At 40.7% G+C, this 16,557-nt stretch carries 17 protein-coding genes and 1 riboswitch; of the genes, 8 read left to right on the plus strand and 9 right to left on the minus strand.

All coding sequences use genetic code 11. From position 1 onward, the window contains the following. Positions 1-207 precede the first annotated feature (207 nt). On the minus strand, positions 208-1,134 hold the full coding sequence (locus tag I2483_RS08390; RefSeq protein ID WP_207175259.1) for a S66 peptidase family protein: 927 nt from the start codon (positions 1,132-1,134) through the stop codon (positions 208-210). A gap of 206 nt (positions 1,135-1,340) precedes the next feature. On the opposite strand from I2483_RS08390, the gene I2483_RS08395 reads away from it, so the two are divergent. From I2483_RS08395 to I2483_RS08405, 3 genes are all read left to right on the plus strand, one after another. Further along, positions 1,341-2,183, plus strand: coding sequence for a glycerophosphodiester phosphodiesterase (locus I2483_RS08395; RefSeq protein ID WP_207175261.1), 843 nt, complete (start codon positions 1,341-1,343; stop codon positions 2,181-2,183). 141 nt (positions 2,184-2,324) lie between these two features. After that, the gene (locus I2483_RS08400) at positions 2,325-3,539 is read left to right on the plus strand and encodes a carboxylate--amine ligase (RefSeq protein ID WP_207175263.1); all 1,215 of its coding nucleotides are present in this window, start codon (positions 2,325-2,327) and stop codon (positions 3,537-3,539) included. 98 nt (positions 3,540-3,637) lie between these two features. Beyond that, positions 3,638-4,249, plus strand: a complete 612-nt coding sequence (locus I2483_RS08405) for a sterol desaturase family protein (RefSeq protein ID WP_207175265.1) — start codon at positions 3,638-3,640, stop codon at positions 4,247-4,249. Between the two features lie 106 nt (positions 4,250-4,355). Here I2483_RS08405 and I2483_RS08410 read toward each other — a convergent pair whose 3' ends face one another. Continuing rightward, positions 4,356-5,414 carry an SDR family oxidoreductase gene (locus I2483_RS08410; protein ID WP_207175267.1) on the minus strand — a complete coding sequence of 353 codons (1,059 nt, stop codon included), beginning with the start codon at positions 5,412-5,414 and terminating at the stop codon, positions 4,356-4,358. A 365-nt stretch (positions 5,415-5,779) separates the two neighbouring features. On the opposite strand from I2483_RS08410, the gene I2483_RS08415 reads away from it, so the two are divergent. Beyond that, a complete protein-coding gene (locus I2483_RS08415; protein ID WP_207175268.1) occupies positions 5,780-7,231 on the plus strand; it encodes an amidase family protein in 1,452 nt (483 codons plus the stop codon). A 77-nt stretch (positions 7,232-7,308) separates the two neighbouring features. Beyond that, positions 7,309-8,451, plus strand: coding sequence for a DEAD/DEAH box helicase (locus I2483_RS08420; RefSeq protein WP_207175329.1), 1,143 nt, complete (start codon positions 7,309-7,311; stop codon positions 8,449-8,451). Between the two features lie 61 nt (positions 8,452-8,512). On the opposite strand, the gene map is transcribed toward I2483_RS08420, so the two are convergent. The 3 genes from map to I2483_RS08430 form a co-directional block, all read right to left on the minus strand. Continuing rightward, positions 8,513-9,259 carry a type I methionyl aminopeptidase gene (map, locus tag I2483_RS08425; RefSeq protein ID WP_186672373.1) on the minus strand — a complete coding sequence of 249 codons (747 nt, stop codon included), beginning with the start codon at positions 9,257-9,259 and terminating at the stop codon, positions 8,513-8,515. 106 nt (positions 9,260-9,365) lie between these two features. Further along, complete coding sequence (locus I2483_RS19385; protein WP_255550356.1) at positions 9,366-9,482, minus strand: hypothetical protein; 117 nt, start codon at positions 9,480-9,482, stop codon at positions 9,366-9,368. 63 nt (positions 9,483-9,545) lie between these two features. Beyond that, a complete protein-coding gene (locus I2483_RS08430) occupies positions 9,546-9,887 on the minus strand; it encodes a magnetosome magnetite crystal formation protein family (protein ID WP_207175270.1) in 342 nt (113 codons plus the stop codon). Between the two features lie 107 nt (positions 9,888-9,994). Then, positions 9,995-10,096: riboswitch (TPP riboswitch) on the plus strand. 80 nt (positions 10,097-10,176) lie between these two features. Here I2483_RS08430 and thiT point away from each other — a divergent pair. Continuing rightward, complete coding sequence (gene thiT / locus I2483_RS08435; RefSeq protein ID WP_207175272.1) at positions 10,177-10,734, plus strand: energy-coupled thiamine transporter ThiT; 558 nt, start codon at positions 10,177-10,179, stop codon at positions 10,732-10,734. 230 nt (positions 10,735-10,964) lie between these two features. On the opposite strand, the gene I2483_RS08440 is transcribed toward thiT, so the two are convergent. Further along, positions 10,965-11,696, minus strand: a complete 732-nt coding sequence (locus tag I2483_RS08440; protein WP_207175275.1) for a tryptophan-rich sensory protein — start codon at positions 11,694-11,696, stop codon at positions 10,965-10,967. Positions 11,697-11,856: 160 nt separating this feature from the next. Between I2483_RS08440 and I2483_RS08445 the strand changes: the two genes are divergently transcribed. Together I2483_RS08445 and I2483_RS08450 are read left to right on the plus strand one after the other, a co-directional pair. Then, complete coding sequence (locus I2483_RS08445; protein ID WP_481886329.1) at positions 11,857-13,659, plus strand: M3 family oligoendopeptidase; 1,803 nt, start codon at positions 11,857-11,859, stop codon at positions 13,657-13,659. A 7-nt stretch (positions 13,660-13,666) separates the two neighbouring features. Then, positions 13,667-14,212 carry a GNAT family N-acetyltransferase gene (locus tag I2483_RS08450; protein WP_207175278.1) on the plus strand — a complete coding sequence of 182 codons (546 nt, stop codon included), beginning with the start codon at positions 13,667-13,669 and terminating at the stop codon, positions 14,210-14,212. A gap of 100 nt (positions 14,213-14,312) precedes the next feature. On the opposite strand, the gene I2483_RS08455 is transcribed toward I2483_RS08450, so the two are convergent. The 3 genes from I2483_RS08455 to I2483_RS08465 form a co-directional block, all read right to left on the minus strand. After that, a complete protein-coding gene (locus I2483_RS08455; RefSeq protein WP_207175279.1) occupies positions 14,313-14,888 on the minus strand; it encodes a beta-class carbonic anhydrase in 576 nt (191 codons plus the stop codon). Between the two features lie 80 nt (positions 14,889-14,968). Continuing rightward, entirely contained in the window at positions 14,969-15,109 is a 141-nt protein-coding gene (locus tag I2483_RS08460) for a hypothetical protein (RefSeq protein ID WP_207175280.1), read from the minus strand. A gap of 109 nt (positions 15,110-15,218) precedes the next feature. Further along, on the minus strand, positions 15,219-16,451 hold the full coding sequence (locus tag I2483_RS08465) for an aminopeptidase (RefSeq protein WP_207175281.1): 1,233 nt from the start codon (positions 16,449-16,451) through the stop codon (positions 15,219-15,221). Positions 16,452-16,557: the final 106 nt, after the last annotated feature.

The following is a 16,557-nucleotide window of genomic DNA, read 5'->3' on the forward strand; positions in this document are numbered from 1 at the left end:
TGGTTGGCATTTTTTACATGCAAAGTAAGGCATAATGTTTATTGAAAGGGATGTTCTATAATAATCCGTGACCAATATGAGATTTCATCCAATGTTCGCGTTATAAATATCGACATGGACTATTCATTATTAACGATAGTATTTGAAGTAGAATGAATTCATGCTGTGACCATTTTAAATAAGTTGAAATTAGAATTCAGACATATGTTATTGCTGGCTTACAGCCGGCTCCATCACAGTCAATGTACGGTTAAAAGTGTTCATATTCAAGGTCGCACCGATAGGTATCGCTGCTTTATATAGGCCATGTCCAGTTGCCAGATTGGACATAAGTGGTTTACCTAAAGGAACTAGAAATTCGTTGATAAGATCTTGATAAGACTTTCCGTATGCATCCTGACAATTCGTACATTCCCCCATTATTATCCCTATACAATCATCAAATTTCTTGGCTAATAAAAGATGATTCAAATACCGGTAGACTTTGTTAATTGGTTCATGCGTTTCTTCAAGTACGATAATTTTACCTTCCGTATTTATTTCATAAGAAGTTCCTAATGTGCCTATGAAAGAAGTAAGATTACCTCCGATTACGGGGCCGGTTACATTTCCTGGAACCAGGCTTTCGAGTAACATACCAGGCGGATTTATGATTCCCCAAGGTGCGGTTAATGTTGTGGTTGCTGAGAAGAACTGATTAAAGTTATATGCTGGAGTATTTGAATTGAAGTCTAGCAGGAGAAGGCTATGAAATGAAATTAAGTTCGCATATTCGTACAGTACATTCAGGAGTACTGTTATGTCACTGTAGCCTGAGACAATTTTGGGATTTTGAGAAATGATAGAAAAGTTGAGGAAGGGGAGTATACTTGCTACACCAACGCCGCCCCTCGAAGGCAATATCCATTTCACTTCTTTATTCTGAAACATCTTCATCAAATCTGACGCCATTTGTTGGGGTGTCGCTGCAATAAATCCATTCGCTGAATAGACATGCTCGCCTACAAGAACTTTAAATCCCATATTTTGCAAAGTTGTTATCCCTTCATCTATTCTACTTGCTGCCAATGGACTACCTAATGTAACAATCCCAACAGTATCTCCCGGCTGCAATCGAGGTGGTTTTGTAGCCATATTTCACAGCTCCTTTTCCTTATTAAATAAAATAGGATTATACAAATCTGTGTATTTATATAAAAAAACGTATATTTCTATTGGAACTTTTTGTATCTTTAAGCCTAGTAGGAATTAACAGTTACAGGACCTTGCACATATGCTATAATAAATAAAAAGAATGATTAGAATAGTCGGTATTCGTCATTTGGTGTGAGGTTTTAATTATGGGGGAGATACAGAAAAAGAAGCTATTGTTCGTCTTTGTAAGTATATGTATGTTACTTCTAGTTGGTTACGAAGCACGACCTTTTAATCATATAGAAATGAACGGAATGATTAGCGTTGCGCACCGTGGGGCTTCCAATTTTGCTCCGGAAAATACGCAGTCCGCTTTTCGGAAAGCGCTAGAACTTGGGGCAGACTTTTTAGAATGTGATGTGCATTTGTCGAAAGATGGAGAGCTAATAATTATCCATGATGACAAAGTGGACAGGACAACAAACGGTTCTGGCTATGTGAAAAATTTCTCGCTTGCCGAATTAAAAGAGCTAGATGCAGGAGGGAAATTTCATACTGCATTTGCCGGCGAAAAAATCATTACCTTAAATGAGTTGCTCGATGAATTTTATGGGGAAGTTGGTTTATTAATAGAAATTAAGAAACCATCTAAGTATCCGGGCATCGAAGAGAAAGTAGTAGATTTGTTAAGTGAATATAAGGATTTGAACGGCATTATAGTTCAATCTTTCGATATCGAATCGATGAGAAAGATGAACACGTTGCTTCCTGAATTAGAAGTGGCATTACTCATGAGACCATCCATTCAATCTCTGTCATCCCAAAAGATAAGTGATCTGACATCCTTTGCGACGTACATTAACTTTAACGTCTCATATGTCAATAAACGTGTGGTCAATCAAATACATAATCAAGGTGGAAAAGTATTAGTTTGGTCTACGAAAAATCAGGGATGGGTGGACAAAGCTTATCAATACGATGTTGACGGCATCATTACTGATTATTCAATATGGCCGGTCGAGGCACCCATTCAACTGGTACTGGAGTAATCCATAGTGTGAATAGCAGTCCAGTACTAGCCTTTCGGGGAAGTACTGGATTTTGTTATGGCCCAGCCCATAATGCGCTTTCTTGACAATGAAAAACAGGAGCCATACACTTATGAGTAGAAAAGATAGTTGGAGGACAAAATGACAAATAATAATTTCATACCAATCATTATCGGAACAGACATGAATGCTTACAACATGGCGATATCATTCCATGAAGAGTATGGGATCAACCCAATTCTAGTAGGAAAAGAACCTTTATCATTCACCAGTTTAAGCTCAATTATAAAGACGATAGAACTCAATCCGAAACTGCCTGAAAAACAAGTATTCGTGAGCTTCTTGCAAGAGGTTGCGGAGAAGTATGCGGAACCAGGGAAAAAAATGTTACTCATTGGAACGAATGATCTTTACGTCCGAATGATTATTGAAAATGCGGACGAGCTGAAAAGTCATTTTGTATTTAATTATATTTCGGAACCACTTATGAACGATGTGCTTGTTAAATCGAATTTCTATAAGTTATGCGCCGAACATGGTATCGAAGCACCAGCAACATATTACTATTCTTGCCAAGATGAAAAGCCATTTACAGAAAAGGTCATGTTCCCAATCATTATCAAACCAAGCAACGGTGTCGAGTACTATAAGAATCCGTTTGCGGGCATGGAAAAAGTGTATAAGGTCGATTCATATGATGAAATCCACAACGTTATCAAAACGATTAAAGCGGGCGGCTATAGAGAGGATCTCATTATCCAGGACTATATCCCAGGGGACGATACATATATGTGGGATTCTGTATTCTATATGAACAGTCATGGAAAGGCTGAGCTGATAACTTTCGCACAAGTCGTGTTGCAAGAGCATACCGTTACTGCAATAGGGAATTATACAGCACTTATCACCCGCTATAATGAAGAGATGATGTTGAAACTAAAAGGCTTCCTTGAAGCATTGAATTACGTCGGTTACGCGAACTTTGATTTGAAGTATGACGAGCGGGACGGTAAGTTCAAAGTGTTCGAGGTGAATATACGACAAGGACGATCAAGCTACTATATTACGGCTTGCGGACATAATATGGCGAAGTATCTAGTCGATGACGTCATTCATGGCCAACAAAAAGAGCTAACCCTACTGAATGAGAAATTCCTGTTTACTGTCGTACCTAAAATCGTGCTGAAGAAATTTGTGTCAAACCAAGAAGTACTCAAAGATGTGAAAGCATTGCTTAGAGCAGGTAAATACGGCAATCCTTTGTTTTATAAAAAAGACCGCCATTTCAAGCGTAAGCTGTATTTATTCGCTAGACAAATTAATTATTATCGAAAATATAAAAATAGTACTTGGTAATAAAACAATCCCCTATGCGAAACGTATAGGGGATTTTTTATTACATTGAATTTTCCGAATTATTTATATATAATTACAAGAAAAGGGGATGATTGTAAATGAAGAAATACTTAAAGGAATTTGGAACTTTCCCTGACGTCACGGTTATGCTGCTTATTTTGTTAATTTGTGCTTCTTTAACCGTGCCACATATACTCGATATTTGGACGTGGGTTGCTTTAGCTGTGGGAATTATGACGTATGCAACAAGTGAATATATTATTCATCGGTTTTTATTTCATATTAAAACCCCGGAAAATCCGTTCATGCTGAAGATGATCAAGCGATTACATTATGATCATCATGTCGATCCGGATGATTTGAAATTATTATTTTTGCCGTTATGGTTCAGCATTCCAGGATTTATCATTTATGGACTTATTGTATTCCTTGTAACGGGGAGTGCGAGCCTAGCGGTGGCATTCGCGACGGGTTTGGTGGCTTACTTCCTCTATTATGAATGGAAACATTATGTCGCCCATAAGCCAATACAACCGCGTACTAATATGGGGAAAAATATTAAGAAGCACCATCTTCTGCATCATTTTAAAAACGAAAATTACTGGTTTGGCGTCACTCATACTTCATTCGATAAAACGTTAGGAACCTTTAAAGAAAACAAGGATGTTGAAAAGAGTACGACTGCTCGTAATTTAGAAAATAGGATCTAAGTGACATAGTATACAGGTTGAAGTATTAGAATTAAGTAACTGGTTGCACAATAAAAAATGGACTAAACCTGTTACGGTTTTAGTCCATTTTTGTTTTCATGAAATTTCACTCTGAAACGGCGAAATAAGCTTCAATGATCAATCGCGTCGTTTGTTCATCCATATCCAAATGCCTGATATTAGTTCCTTCGATAAGCCGCTGTGTGTTGCTGTCATCGAAATCGAATGAACGAGATAAGTAGGCATTGAATACGCTAATCATGCCGTTCAGCCTCTCTTCGTCAGCTGTCAGCATTCCTGGTTCTGCATTCTCGATGATTTCTAATTGCTGAAAATCGAGTGCGTTTTTAATGAGTGATAGAAGATTATAATTTGTCGCAGGCGAGGGATTTGTGATGTTGTAAATCTTGCCGGCTTGTGCTTTACTTGCAGCCAATGCTAAAATATCAGCGACGTAATTGACTGGAACAAAGTTCGATGTTGCGTTTTTACTACCGACGACACGGTAAATAACATTGGCGTTGTCAACAGATCTAGCAATACGACGCTTGAACACATCAAGTGCCCGCATAAAACCGTAAAGAGTGAACTCGGAATCGGCTTCGCCTGTTTCTGAATCACCAACAATAATTGAAGGACGGAATATGGATACATCCATACAATCCGAATAGGAAAGGGCAAGATGTTCGGATTTTACTTTGCTTTCCTCATAAGGATTATGAACGTTTGCATCGATTGGATAGAGTGATTCTACACCATGCGCGCGTTTCCCCACTGTATAAGCGGTGCTGATATAAATGAATTGTTTTACTTTGAATAACTTAGCTAATTCTAGTGCGTTCTCTGTGCCACCATAATTGACCGCAAAGAGCTCTTCACGTAATTCCTCATCGAATTTTACAAGAGCAGCGATGTGATAAAAAAGGTCGACTTTGCCTTTCAAATCTTGAATGACATCGTCAGAAAGTCCGAATAGTGGTTGTGTAATATCGCCATTTAAAAGCCTGATTCTGGTAGCGGCATTCCCAGAAAGACCCGCCACAAGTCGTTCAGCCTTTTCCATATCCCGAACAAGTACGAATAATGTATGATCAGTTGTTTCGAGTAAGTTATTTAGTAATTTACCACCAAGAAAACCAGTAGAACCTGTTAAGAAAATCGTCAACCTAAATCCCTCCATGAATAGGACAGAAATTATCTCATCCAATTGCTATTCTAATTATCGCATATATGGTTGCTGATGTGAAAAATTAACGGTTTTTATGTTTGAAATGGAACGATCGAAGGAGTAAAAATAATGGGTTAAACGCCACTACATAATACCGTGTCTGCTTGAACAACTCCATCTAGCCTGCGTATTTGCATGTCACTGTTTATGTATATTCCGCATTAACGGGCAGTAAGCTCCCCGCTTCAAGTCTCCGAGGATACGAGAAGAATCAATGGTGATGAAGTTACCCAGATTGAAGATTAACTTTACCCAATTGAGGTAAACTAGTACCATAAGATTCAGATTGGTGGGGGAATCCGATGCTAGATGACAAATTGAAAAAACTTCAAAGCGAGTGGCTAGATGAGGCAACAATTTCTGCCATGCAGGAAAAAATGAGTAGCGGAGAGTTAACGGCTGAAGAGCTTACGTTTATGTATATTGACACAATTTCACATAGGAATAAAAATATAAATGCAGTGCTTGAGTTGAACCCACAAGCTGTGCAGATTGCAAGAGCACTTGACGTGGAACGACGCGAAAAAGGGATACGTTCACTTCTTCACGGTATTCCGATTCTATTGAAAGATAATATGGGGACTCGTGACATGATGCATACGAGCTGCGGGTCACTTGCGCTTAAGGATTTCTATGCGGTTGAAGATTCTTTTCTCGTTAAGAAATTACGTGATGCGGGAGCCATAATTCTCGGAAAGACGAATATGACAGAGTGGGCAAATTTTATGTCCGATCGGATGACCAATGGCTGGAGTTCACGTGGAGGCCAAGTGAATAATCCATATGGTTTATTTGAAGTTGGAGGATCGAGTTCGGGAGCTGGTGCAGGTATTGCCGCGAATATGGCAGCTGTGGCAATCGGTACGGAGACGACGGGGTCTATCCTTAATCCGTCAGCGCAGAATTCGCTTGTCGGTATTAAGCCGACTGTAGGAACAATTAGCCGTACAGGAGTGATTCCTCTTTCGAGCACACAGGACACTCCGGGACCTATGGCAAGGACGGTACACGATGCAGCAATTACATTCAGTCTACTGATTGGCGAGGATCTAGAAGACCCTGTAACAGCAGGGGCATCCTGTTTAGAAGGAATTGACTGGACGTCTGTTCTTGATACAAGAGCGCTCGAAGGTGTCCGTCTCGGCGTTGCACGAACTATTTTTGAACGAGAAGCATCTACGGAACGTTTGAACCTTTTTGATGCCGCGCTTAAAGAACTTGAAGCGGCGGGTGCCGTTATAATAGATGATTTAGACTTAAGAACAATGGAAAATGATCTTGGCTATAACGTGCTTCTCTACGAATTCAAAGCGTCCTTGAATGCGTATTTGGGAAAGACACCGGTAACCAATCCGATTCGAACATTATCCGATATTATCGATTTCAACAATAAACATGCAGAAGAAACATTAAAATTCGGTCAAGTAATGCTGGAAAAAGTGGAGCGAACAAGCGGAACATTGACGGAACGTGCTTATATTGAGGCACTTCTTCGTAATCGTCATCTGGCTGGAGACATTGCACTTGGCAAAGCATTTGATGAGCATACTATTCAAGCACTAGTATTTCCACAAGATCATGGATGCAGTTTCGGAGCAGCAGCCGGTTATCCATCTGTTACCGTTCCAGCAGCCTATTCCAAGGCAGGTGAACCGTTTGGTATTACATTTTCAGGGAAAGCATTTACTGAACCTAAATTAATTGGTTATGCATACGCGTTCGAACAGCGTGTCAACGCACGGAGAAAACCTTAATCAGTTTTGTCAGAAATAGAGTGTAGCAGAGCCTATTATGATAAACTGAAAGGAATAGAGTGAAAGTGGGGATAATGATGTCCTTCTTAGAAAATATGGACGAAATGTTTAAAGAAAAATGGAAGTTTGAGTACGAGATGCCAATCCAGGAGAAAATGATCCCTGAAATGCTGGCAGGTAAAGATATCGTTGCTGAGTCGCCGACGGGATCAGGTAAGACTCTTGCATTTGTCTTACCACTTATGCAGTTGGTTGATGGCGATAAAAACCAGACGCAGGCGCTTGTAATAACACCATCGCAGGAGCTGTCGATGCAAATCGTCAACGTTATCAGAGAATGGGTGACAGGAACAAATATTACGGTTACGCAACTAATTGGCGGAGCTAATATGCAGCGTCAGATTGAACAATTGAAGAAAAAGCCAACGATTGTTGTTGGGACGCCCGGCCGTTTGGCTGAACTTATCAAGGTCAGAAAGTTGAAAATGCACGATATTCGTCACATCGTTCTTGATGAAGGCGATCAACTTTTAGCGCGCGATCATCGGGTCACTGTAAAAAATATGATTGAAGCGGCAAATCCGGAAAGACAAGTTGTTGCCGTATCTGCAACAATTACGGATGAAATTGAAATTGTCGCTAGCAAATTTATGAATGACCCAATTCGTATCCAAGTTGGCGCTGAAGAAATGCCGAAATCGGGTAAGGTCGTCCATTCGTTTGTGAAGACAGATGCAAGGGATAAAACGGATGTACTGCGCGGGATTTCTTATTTGAAGGGAATTCGTGCTCTTGCATTTATTAATAATGTGGATCAGCTTCGCATGAAAGAAATGAAGCTCAAATATAACGAAGCACCGATTGCGGTTCTTCATTCAGAAATGACGAAATTTGAGAGACAGCAAACACTGGATAGTTTCCGTAAAGGCGAGTTGAAAATTTTGATAGCAACAGATCTTGCGGCACGGGGGCTAGACATTGATGGGTTAACGCATGTGATTCACATCGACGTGCCACATACGGTTGAACAATATTTACACCGTTCAGGCAGAACAGGACGGGCAGGCGGAGACGGGGAAGTATTGACATTGTTGTCATACCCAGAAGAGCGGGATTACCGTAAGTTGACTAAGGGAATTAAAACGGTTCAAAAAGTGTGGTATAAAGGCCACTTAGCAGAAGGAAATTCAAAAACAATTGCTGCTCCTAAAAAGAAATAAGAAAAGGTCTGTTTGGAAATCCGAGTACTTTGGATTTCTAGAAACAGACCTTTTCTAATTATTATAGTTGTGTCAAAATGATTGGTTCGCCTTTTGTGACGATAATTGTATGCTCGATTTGAGCTACAAGTGATTTGTCAGGTGTGATGAACGTCCAGCCATCTCCTGATTCGATAATATGATCTGCTTTTTCAGAAATAAACGGTTCAACTGCAAGAACCATACCTTCTTGTAGAAGTGTCTTATCCCAAGCGTCATAATAATTAAGTACATGCGAAGGTTCTTCGTGCAACGCTTTGCCGATGCCATGGCCAGTTAAGTTTTTGATCACTTTTAAGCCATGGTCTTTTGCTTCACGTTCAACTGCTTTACCGATTTGATTTAAGCTAGAACCTGCTTTAACTTTCGTCATTGCACGTTCAAATGCACTTTTAGCCACATCGCATAATTGTTGTTTCTTTTCATCGGGTGTACCGACAACGAATGAAATGCCAGTGTCAGCAAAATAACCATTGCAGGACCCTGAGACATCAATGTTAACGAGATCCCCATCTTCTATGACACGGGAACCAGGCATGCCGTGTGCAACTTCACTGTTAACACTGATGCATGTAAAACCAGGGAAATCATATTCTGCGATAGGACCTGAAATGGCACCTTTTTCTTCGAACAGGCGACCACCGATTTCATCAATTTCTTTCGTCGTTTTACCAGGGACAGTCGCTTCTTTCATCGCTTCCCTAATTTCAGCGACAATCTTACCGATTTTTTTTAACGCTTCAATTTCCTGTTCAGTTTTTGCAATCATTAAGTTCAAATCCTTTCTTCCGTTCATTCTTTTCTATATCATACTATATCATAATGAGCTGAACAAAAAAGCCTGCAAACTTAAAAAACGGTTGCAGGCTGTCGAATTATTTTCTTGGAATTGTCGTGCTGGTTGCTTTTTTTTCTTTCATTACTTTTCGGACAATCGGATAAACGATAGGTGCCAACTTAATGGCGGTTTTTACTAACTTTCCAATATTCATTACTGCTCACCCCTAAACAAAGCATATTTTACTTTCTTCCCGAATGAACGATTTCGTAAACATTCACTTCAATACTTTAACACCTTGAAACACATTCCAAATTAGAATAGCTATGAGCAGTAGGCCGTAAACTAGCATGAATAAGACAGGTGTTAATTGCCAAAAGCCAAAGTTTCCACTCGGCATTCCATCCATGCTATAGGTAAAAGAAAACATTGAAAAAGAAAAAATGATAAATCCTGCTATTAGAAGTACCACAGGAACAAGATGTGAAACGAGGGAGCGCTTGGCATGGTGTTTTACTTCACGGTCATCGGAAACAAAATAAACAATGACAGGTATAAGTAATGGGGTGAAGAAGACACTGAAATAGCATAGGGCAGCTAATAGTTTATTGTTTGACACAGGAATCCCTCCATTTAATTTTAACTATATAGGATTAGCAGCATCCCTATTAATCATCTTGCTTAAAGGATCCCCATCTTATACAATGAACTAGACAACTAAATTACTGGAACCACAGGGGGAGCCTATTTGGCTGAGATTGGACAAGACGTCCTGACCCTTAGAACCTGTAAGATTATTCTTGCGTAGGAATGTGGATGGAAAATGACATATTCGATGTCCCATCTATTTCGGGGTGTCTTTTTTTATGCCCACATCTTTCGCTGAGCTAGGAAAGGGAGGAATTAATTTGGATCGGAAAAGACTTCAACTTTTACTTGAAATAGCTATTTTAGGTGCAATTTCATTTGTTCTCGATAAAATCGGATTTTCAATGCCGCAAGGTGGCTCCGTTACGCTGTCGATGTTGCCAATTGTTGTCATGGCATTTAGATGGGGGATTGTAGGCGGCATGCTAACAGGCCTCGTCAGCGGTCTACTGCAACTGATGATGGGTGGATATGTTCTAAACGTGATACAAGCAGCGCTCGATTACTTCGTGGCTTACGCGCTCGTAGGGGTGGCAGGCGTTACACTTGCGTGGCTGTTAAGTGGTAAAGTGAAAGGCGACAAAGGATCAATGGTAGTAGCTATCGTAGTAGGTACTGTGATTGGCGGACTCTTACGCTTTGTGATCCACTTTATTGGTGGAATTGTATTCTTTGCATCATACGCGCCTGTTGGGCAACCAGTATGGCTTTATTCACTCGTTTACAATGCTAGTTACATGATTCCTGCAATAATCTTATCAGCAATTGTTGCGTCAATATTATTCACTACAGCACCGCGTCTATTAGAGCGGAAATAGAAAATCGCCGTTCTGCCCAATGTGGGAGGACGGCGATTTTTTTAGTGTCTAGACTCCAGTGCCTAGCCCCTGGGCCCACACGATGTGGGTCATGCAGCTATTGCGACAGGATGTCGCGATCCTAAGCTGCCTTCCTCTGTCGCTTCTGTCCTGTAAGTAAAGGCAAAAAAGCGCCTTTATTTACAGGCCTTTCAGCGCTTGTCGGGGCTGAACAGGCCCTTGCGCTTTTGTTAGTTAAATGTGAGTGCTTTTCTTCTGAAGAACATGAATCCTACTAGTGTAGCAGCGAGAAATAGGGCTGCGGCGGAAACGAATAGTTCATCTGTACCGTTTTTTACAGTGATACCTATAAATGCCCATATAAAGACTGTGCTAAATGCAACATCCGCATAATGGTATAAAAAATGAAGTGCGATAGCGGTTGCGATCGTTAAGTAGATAACGGTCCATAACGGGTTACTTAGTCCCCAACCAGACCACTCGTGTAGCGTAAGGACATAACTGATATTCGCAATGGTCGCGACAAAAGACCATCCTAGATAGAAAGCAATCGGAACTCTACCCTGAAAATGATTATCCTTTATAGAATAAGTAAAATAAATTGTCAACAGTGTTAGAAGAAGTGCTAGGTTGGTAACAATTGACCATCCGAAAAAGCCGAAATGCCAGAGAAAAACCCAAGTGATATTTAATAGACTGCTGAGCACAAACAAAACGACCCGCCGATTGAATAAAGCATGGTCAACATTTACTTTGTTGCGCATGAAGCCGTATAGCCAGATAGCGAGAAGCAGGTAAATAACTGCCCAAATTGAAAAGGCATACCCGGCAGGTGTAAATAGCACTGGTAAACTAGTTGAGATTTCCCCGGTCGTTTTTCCATTGATAGGCATTATATTTGCAGCTGCATTGACTAGAACGACTGCAATGAGCGAAAAGGTCATAATTATAATTCTAAACATATTAAAATCCTCCTACTGAATAGTATACATAGGAAAGGTGGAACCTGCGAAAGAAAGTATGAACCTTCCGTCACAATTGCATTATTTCGCACACCGAAGATTCATGTTATAATCAAGTTGTGTTTTTAGAAAATTTAGAATGGAACAAGGGGGAATAATAGTGAAGCAAAAAACGTATTCTGAAGTATGGGATCTTGATGTGTTCTTTAAAGGTGGAAGTGGATCAATGGAACTACGGACACATTTGGATAGCGTAAAAGAAAAGCTTGGATCATTAGAAGAAACGGCTTCTGCATTTGAAGTTCCTCGTTCGGCCGGTGCGTCAAAACAGGTTGTGGACCTTATTGAATCATTAAAAGAGGTTGCACTAAACCTGTCGCAGGCGGGTGCCGTTATCGGGTGTTTCCTTGCGGCAGATACAACTGATAAAAAAGCATTGCAACTGCAGGGCGAAACTGGCTCTCTTGGGGCACGCTTCTCTACAATCGGTCTTAAAATCCGACAAACACTTGCAAAAGCAGATGAAGATACATGGAATGGATTAATGGAATCGGATGAACTAAAGGGATTTGCATTCGTACTGAATGAATGGCGTGAAGAGGTTAACTTAAAACTATCTGAAGAAGAAGAGAGTTTGATCACGTCACTTAGCGTTGATGGCTATCATGGCTGGGGGCAGTTATACGATATGCTCGTAGGTGAGATTAAAATTAAAATCGAATTGGATGGGGAAGAAAAAGAGCTTTCCGTTGGGCAAGCAAATAACCTGAGTTCTCATGAGAATGCAGATGTACGAAAACGCTCATTTGAAGCATTGGAAGAAGCATGGGAAGGAAAAGAAGACTTCTTCGCATCCGCATTAAATCATATTGCCGGCTTTAGGCTTGAAGTATACAAAAAACGGGGTTGGGATTCAGTATTGAAAGAGCCGCTTCTCCGAAATAGAATGAGTGAAGAAACACTCGATGCAATGTGGGGAGCAATTGGTGTAAATAAAGCACCGTTTGTAGAATACTTGAACGTCAAAGCGAGAATGCTAGGTACTGACAAGATGAATTGGTATGACATGGATGCACCAGTTACAGCATCAACAAAAAAGATGACGTATCAAGAAGGTGCAGAGTTCATCCTAAAACATTTCAGAGAATTTGGTCCGGAATTGGAAGGGTTTTCTCGTCAGGCGTTTGAAGATAGCTGGATTGAGGCGGAAGATCGCCCGAACAAACGCCCAGGTGGTTTTTGTACGGGTATGCCAGCATCCGAGCAATCCCGTATATTTATGACTTACAGCGGAACAATGTCGAACGTTGCAACACTTGCACATGAACTCGGTCACGCATTCCATTCATATGCACTGCGTCCAGTCCATTGGATGAATCGCCAATATGCGATGGGAGTGGCTGAAACGGCATCGACATTTGCAGAGATGATTGTCGCGGATGCTGCCGTTAAAGCTGCGGAAACGAAGGATGAAAAGATTGCGCTACTGGAAGACAAGATTCAACGCAGTGTTGCATTCTTTATGAATATTCATGCGAGATTCCTTTTTGAGACGAGATTTTATGATGAACGCAAAAATGGCATCGTACCTGCTGAAAGATTGAACGAGTTAATGGCGGAAGCGCAGCAAGAGGCTTACGGGGACGCTCTTAATACGGTCCATCCACACTTTTGGGCATCGAAACTCCACTTCTACATTACGGGTGTGCAATTCTATAACTTCCCGTACACGTTCGGCTATTTGTTCTCCCTAAGTATCTATGCAAAAGCATTGGAGAATGGCGAAGGATTTGAGCAGAAATATATGGCGCTTTTGCGAGATACTGCGGTTATGAGTGTCGAAGACCTAGCGATGAAGCATCTTGGTGAGGATATTACGAAACAAGAGTTTTGGGCAAAAGGTGTAGCGCTATGCGTTAAAGATGTTGAGGAGTTCCTGGAACTTACTTCGGTAAAAGGGTGAATATGAATTGATTTTGCTTGAAGGTCGAACTTGTTACTTGCGAATATTGACAGAGGAAGACGCTTTTATCTTCACGGAATTGATTAGTGCTAATAAAGAATACTGGTCTATTTTCGAACCACGGCATGAAAGTAGTTACTTTACTGTAGCAGTCCAAAGAGAGAAAATCAGGGAGTCGATTTATCAGATGAGGGACCGAAGGGAGTACAACTTCGGTATCTTCGATATGGCTACAAATAGGCTAATTGGACATATTTCGCTTTACAGTATTAAAAGACTACCGTTTTCCAGCGGTTTCGTCGGCTATTCAATCGATGAGCGTGAAACGGGTAGGGGAATCGGCACGGAAGCGGTCCGTCTAGTTACTAAGTTTTCTTTCGAAAAAGTTGCTTTACATCGGGTAGAGGCATATGTTTCACCTCGTAATAGCGGTTCGTTAAAAGTGTTGGAGAAGTCTGGGTACTTCCAAGAGGGACTGATGCGCAAACTCCTTTACATTAATGGTGTCTGGGAAGACCATTACATCTACGCTATAGTGGAGAACGATTTTTGAAAGGGTAAGACCGCTTTGCGGAGATTAGTAGCTAATATAAAAAGCCGATTCCTGTAAAATGGAATCGGCTTTTGTTTATTTCCCGGGAAATGAAGCGAAATCACGCACGGGAGTTATATTTATATCCATCCACGATAATATCGAGCTTCCCAGTATCGGGATGGACGACGAGCCCGTGGACGGAAACTTTGGTATCCATAAGTGGATGATTGCGAACTGCATCAACACTCATCTTAACGCTTTCAGTAACTTCGCCAAATCCGTGCAGCCAATCTTCCATGTCAACCCCGGAGTATTTTAGCGTCTTAAAAATAGTTTCATCAATCCCACGGTCAGACATCTTTTTAATAATGCGACCAGTATCTACTGCACTCATGCCACAATCGTGATGTCCAACAATATAAACTTCATCTGCATGTAGCTCATAAACAGCTACAATTAGGCTTCTCATTATACCGCCAAATGGATGTGTGACGACTGCGCCGGCGCTTTTAATGATTTTAGCATCGCCGTTTTTTAAGTTCATCGCTTTAGGCAACAATTCAGTCAGTCTTGTATCCATACATGTCAATATTACAATTCGCTTATCCGGGAACTTTGTTGTTGCGTATTGTTCATATTGCTTTTCAGTTACAAATGTATCGTTATAATCAAGTATTTCTGAAAGAATTGTCATTATATACTCCCATTCTGTAGGTTTTTTTATTATCATACTTGAAAATATGTAAAAAGAAAAGAGCTGCCTTTAGGCAACTCTTAGAAATTCGTGTCTGGTTTTGGATCAATTGTTGAAGCATCGGCAGAAATCATAGCCGAAGAAAGAAAGTGCATTGTGAACATAGCTGTTAAACCGAGGCAAACCATAAAACCGATAACTGTAGCGAACATCAAGCCCATATATATGACCCCTCTCAAAGTTGTTAGTTTAGGTACTATCATTAGTATACAGTAAAAACCCAAATTATTTAAGGGTTTCATGAAATGTTTTACCTAATTGTGACGATTATTAGAAAGCCCAATTACCCCCGCGGAATACTGGTTCTGAAGAGCCGTCATCATGGATTCCATCAATATCCATTACTTCTGATCCGACCATGAAGTCGACGTGAGTGATACTCTGGTTTAAACCACGTTTAACGAGCTCTTCACGTGCCATCGTTTTGCCACCCTCAATACAAAATGAATAGGCACTACCGAGCGCAAAGTGATTCGATGCATTTTCATCGAATAATGTATTATAGAAAAGAAGCCCAGATTGTGAAATCGGTGAAGCATGTGGAACAAGTGCGACCTCACCAAGATGTTTTGCGCCTTCATCTGTATCAATTAGACGTTGCAAGACTTCTTCACCTTGTTCGGCTGAAACTTCGGTTACGCGTCCATCTTTAAATGTTAATTTGAAGTTATCGATGATATTTCCGCCATAGCTTAATGGTTTTGTGCTAGAGATATAGCCGTTGACGCCTGTTTTTAGGGGAACGGTGAAAACTTCTTCTGTAGGCATATTGGCCATAAAAGTATGACCCTTTTCATTGACGCTGCCAGCTCCGCACCACAAGTGACCTTCAGGCAATTCAACAATTAGGTCAGTTCCGGGCGCAGTATAATGAAGTTTGTGGTACCTTTTGTCATTTAGGTAATCGACTTTGGCATGCAAATGGTTATCATGATTGATCCATTCTTGTACAGGGTCTTGTTTGTCTGTGCGAACTGCTTTGAAAATAGCAGTCCAAAGCGCCGAAATCTGTTCTTCTTCTGAAAGTTCAGGGAATACTTTTGCAGCCCAAGCTTTCGAAGGAGTTGCGATTACAGTCCAACTGATTTTATCAGATTGTACATACTGCCGATATTTGTCGAGTGCCTGTCCAGCGGCTTTTTGTGTGTCGGCAATTCGTGACGGCTCAATTCCTTTTAATAGGTCAGGACTTTGGGACACGATGCTCATGAATGCAGCACCTTTTTCCGCAAGTTGTTCACGTTCCATTACTTTCCATTCAGGGAATTCTGCAAAAGAATCAGCAGGTGCCTTTTCATAACGTAGTCGGGAAATCGTATCGTCGGACCAATCAACAAATACTTGACGTGCACCCGCATCATAAGCTTTTTCAGTTACAAGACGGACAAATTCAGTTGTTTCTGTTGAAGCACTGATATAAAGGTATTGATTAGGTTGAATATTGACTCCAACTTTTACTGCGAGTTCAGCATAGCGGGATAATTTGTTTTCAAAAGTAGACATAAATAATTACTCCTTCCTCTATCTTCTTTAATAGTACCAATTTGTAGGCTCGGTCTGCAACGTCAAACTAATTGATGAATTATGACCGTATGAAAGATTGCATATA

This window comes from Sporosarcina sp. E16_3 (assembly GCF_017347125.1).
GTDB lineage: Bacteria > Bacillota > Bacilli > Bacillales_A > Planococcaceae > Sporosarcina.

Bases quoted from the DNA above. Each gene is read 5' to 3' on its own strand.
- I2483_RS08390 (WP_207175259.1), bottom strand. From the start codon at position 1,134: ATGGCTACAAAACCACCTCGATTGCAGCCGGGAGATACTGTTGGGATT.
- I2483_RS08395 (WP_207175261.1), top strand. From the start codon at position 1,341: ATGGGGGAGATACAGAAAAAGAAGCTATTGTTCGTCTTTGTAAGTATA.
- I2483_RS08400 (WP_207175263.1), top strand. From the start codon at position 2,325: ATGACAAATAATAATTTCATACCAATCATTATCGGAACAGACATGAAT.
- I2483_RS08405 (WP_207175265.1), top strand. From the start codon at position 3,638: ATGAAGAAATACTTAAAGGAATTTGGAACTTTCCCTGACGTCACGGTT.
- I2483_RS08415 (WP_207175268.1), top strand. From the start codon at position 5,780: ATGCTAGATGACAAATTGAAAAAACTTCAAAGCGAGTGGCTAGATGAG.
- I2483_RS08420 (WP_207175329.1), top strand. From the start codon at position 7,309: ATGTCCTTCTTAGAAAATATGGACGAAATGTTTAAAGAAAAATGGAAG.
- map (WP_186672373.1), bottom strand. From the start codon at position 9,259: ATGATTGCAAAAACTGAACAGGAAATTGAAGCGTTAAAAAAAATCGGT.
- I2483_RS19385 (WP_255550356.1), bottom strand. From the start codon at position 9,482: ATGAATATTGGAAAGTTAGTAAAAACCGCCATTAAGTTGGCACCTATC.
- I2483_RS08440 (WP_207175275.1), bottom strand. From the start codon at position 11,696: ATGTTTAGAATTATAATTATGACCTTTTCGCTCATTGCAGTCGTTCTA.
- I2483_RS08455 (WP_207175279.1), bottom strand. From the start codon at position 14,888: ATGACAATTCTTTCAGAAATACTTGATTATAACGATACATTTGTAACT.
- I2483_RS08460 (WP_207175280.1), bottom strand. From the start codon at position 15,109: ATGGGCTTGATGTTCGCTACAGTTATCGGTTTTATGGTTTGCCTCGGT.
- I2483_RS08465 (WP_207175281.1), bottom strand. From the start codon at position 16,451: ATGTCTACTTTTGAAAACAAATTATCCCGCTATGCTGAACTCGCAGTA.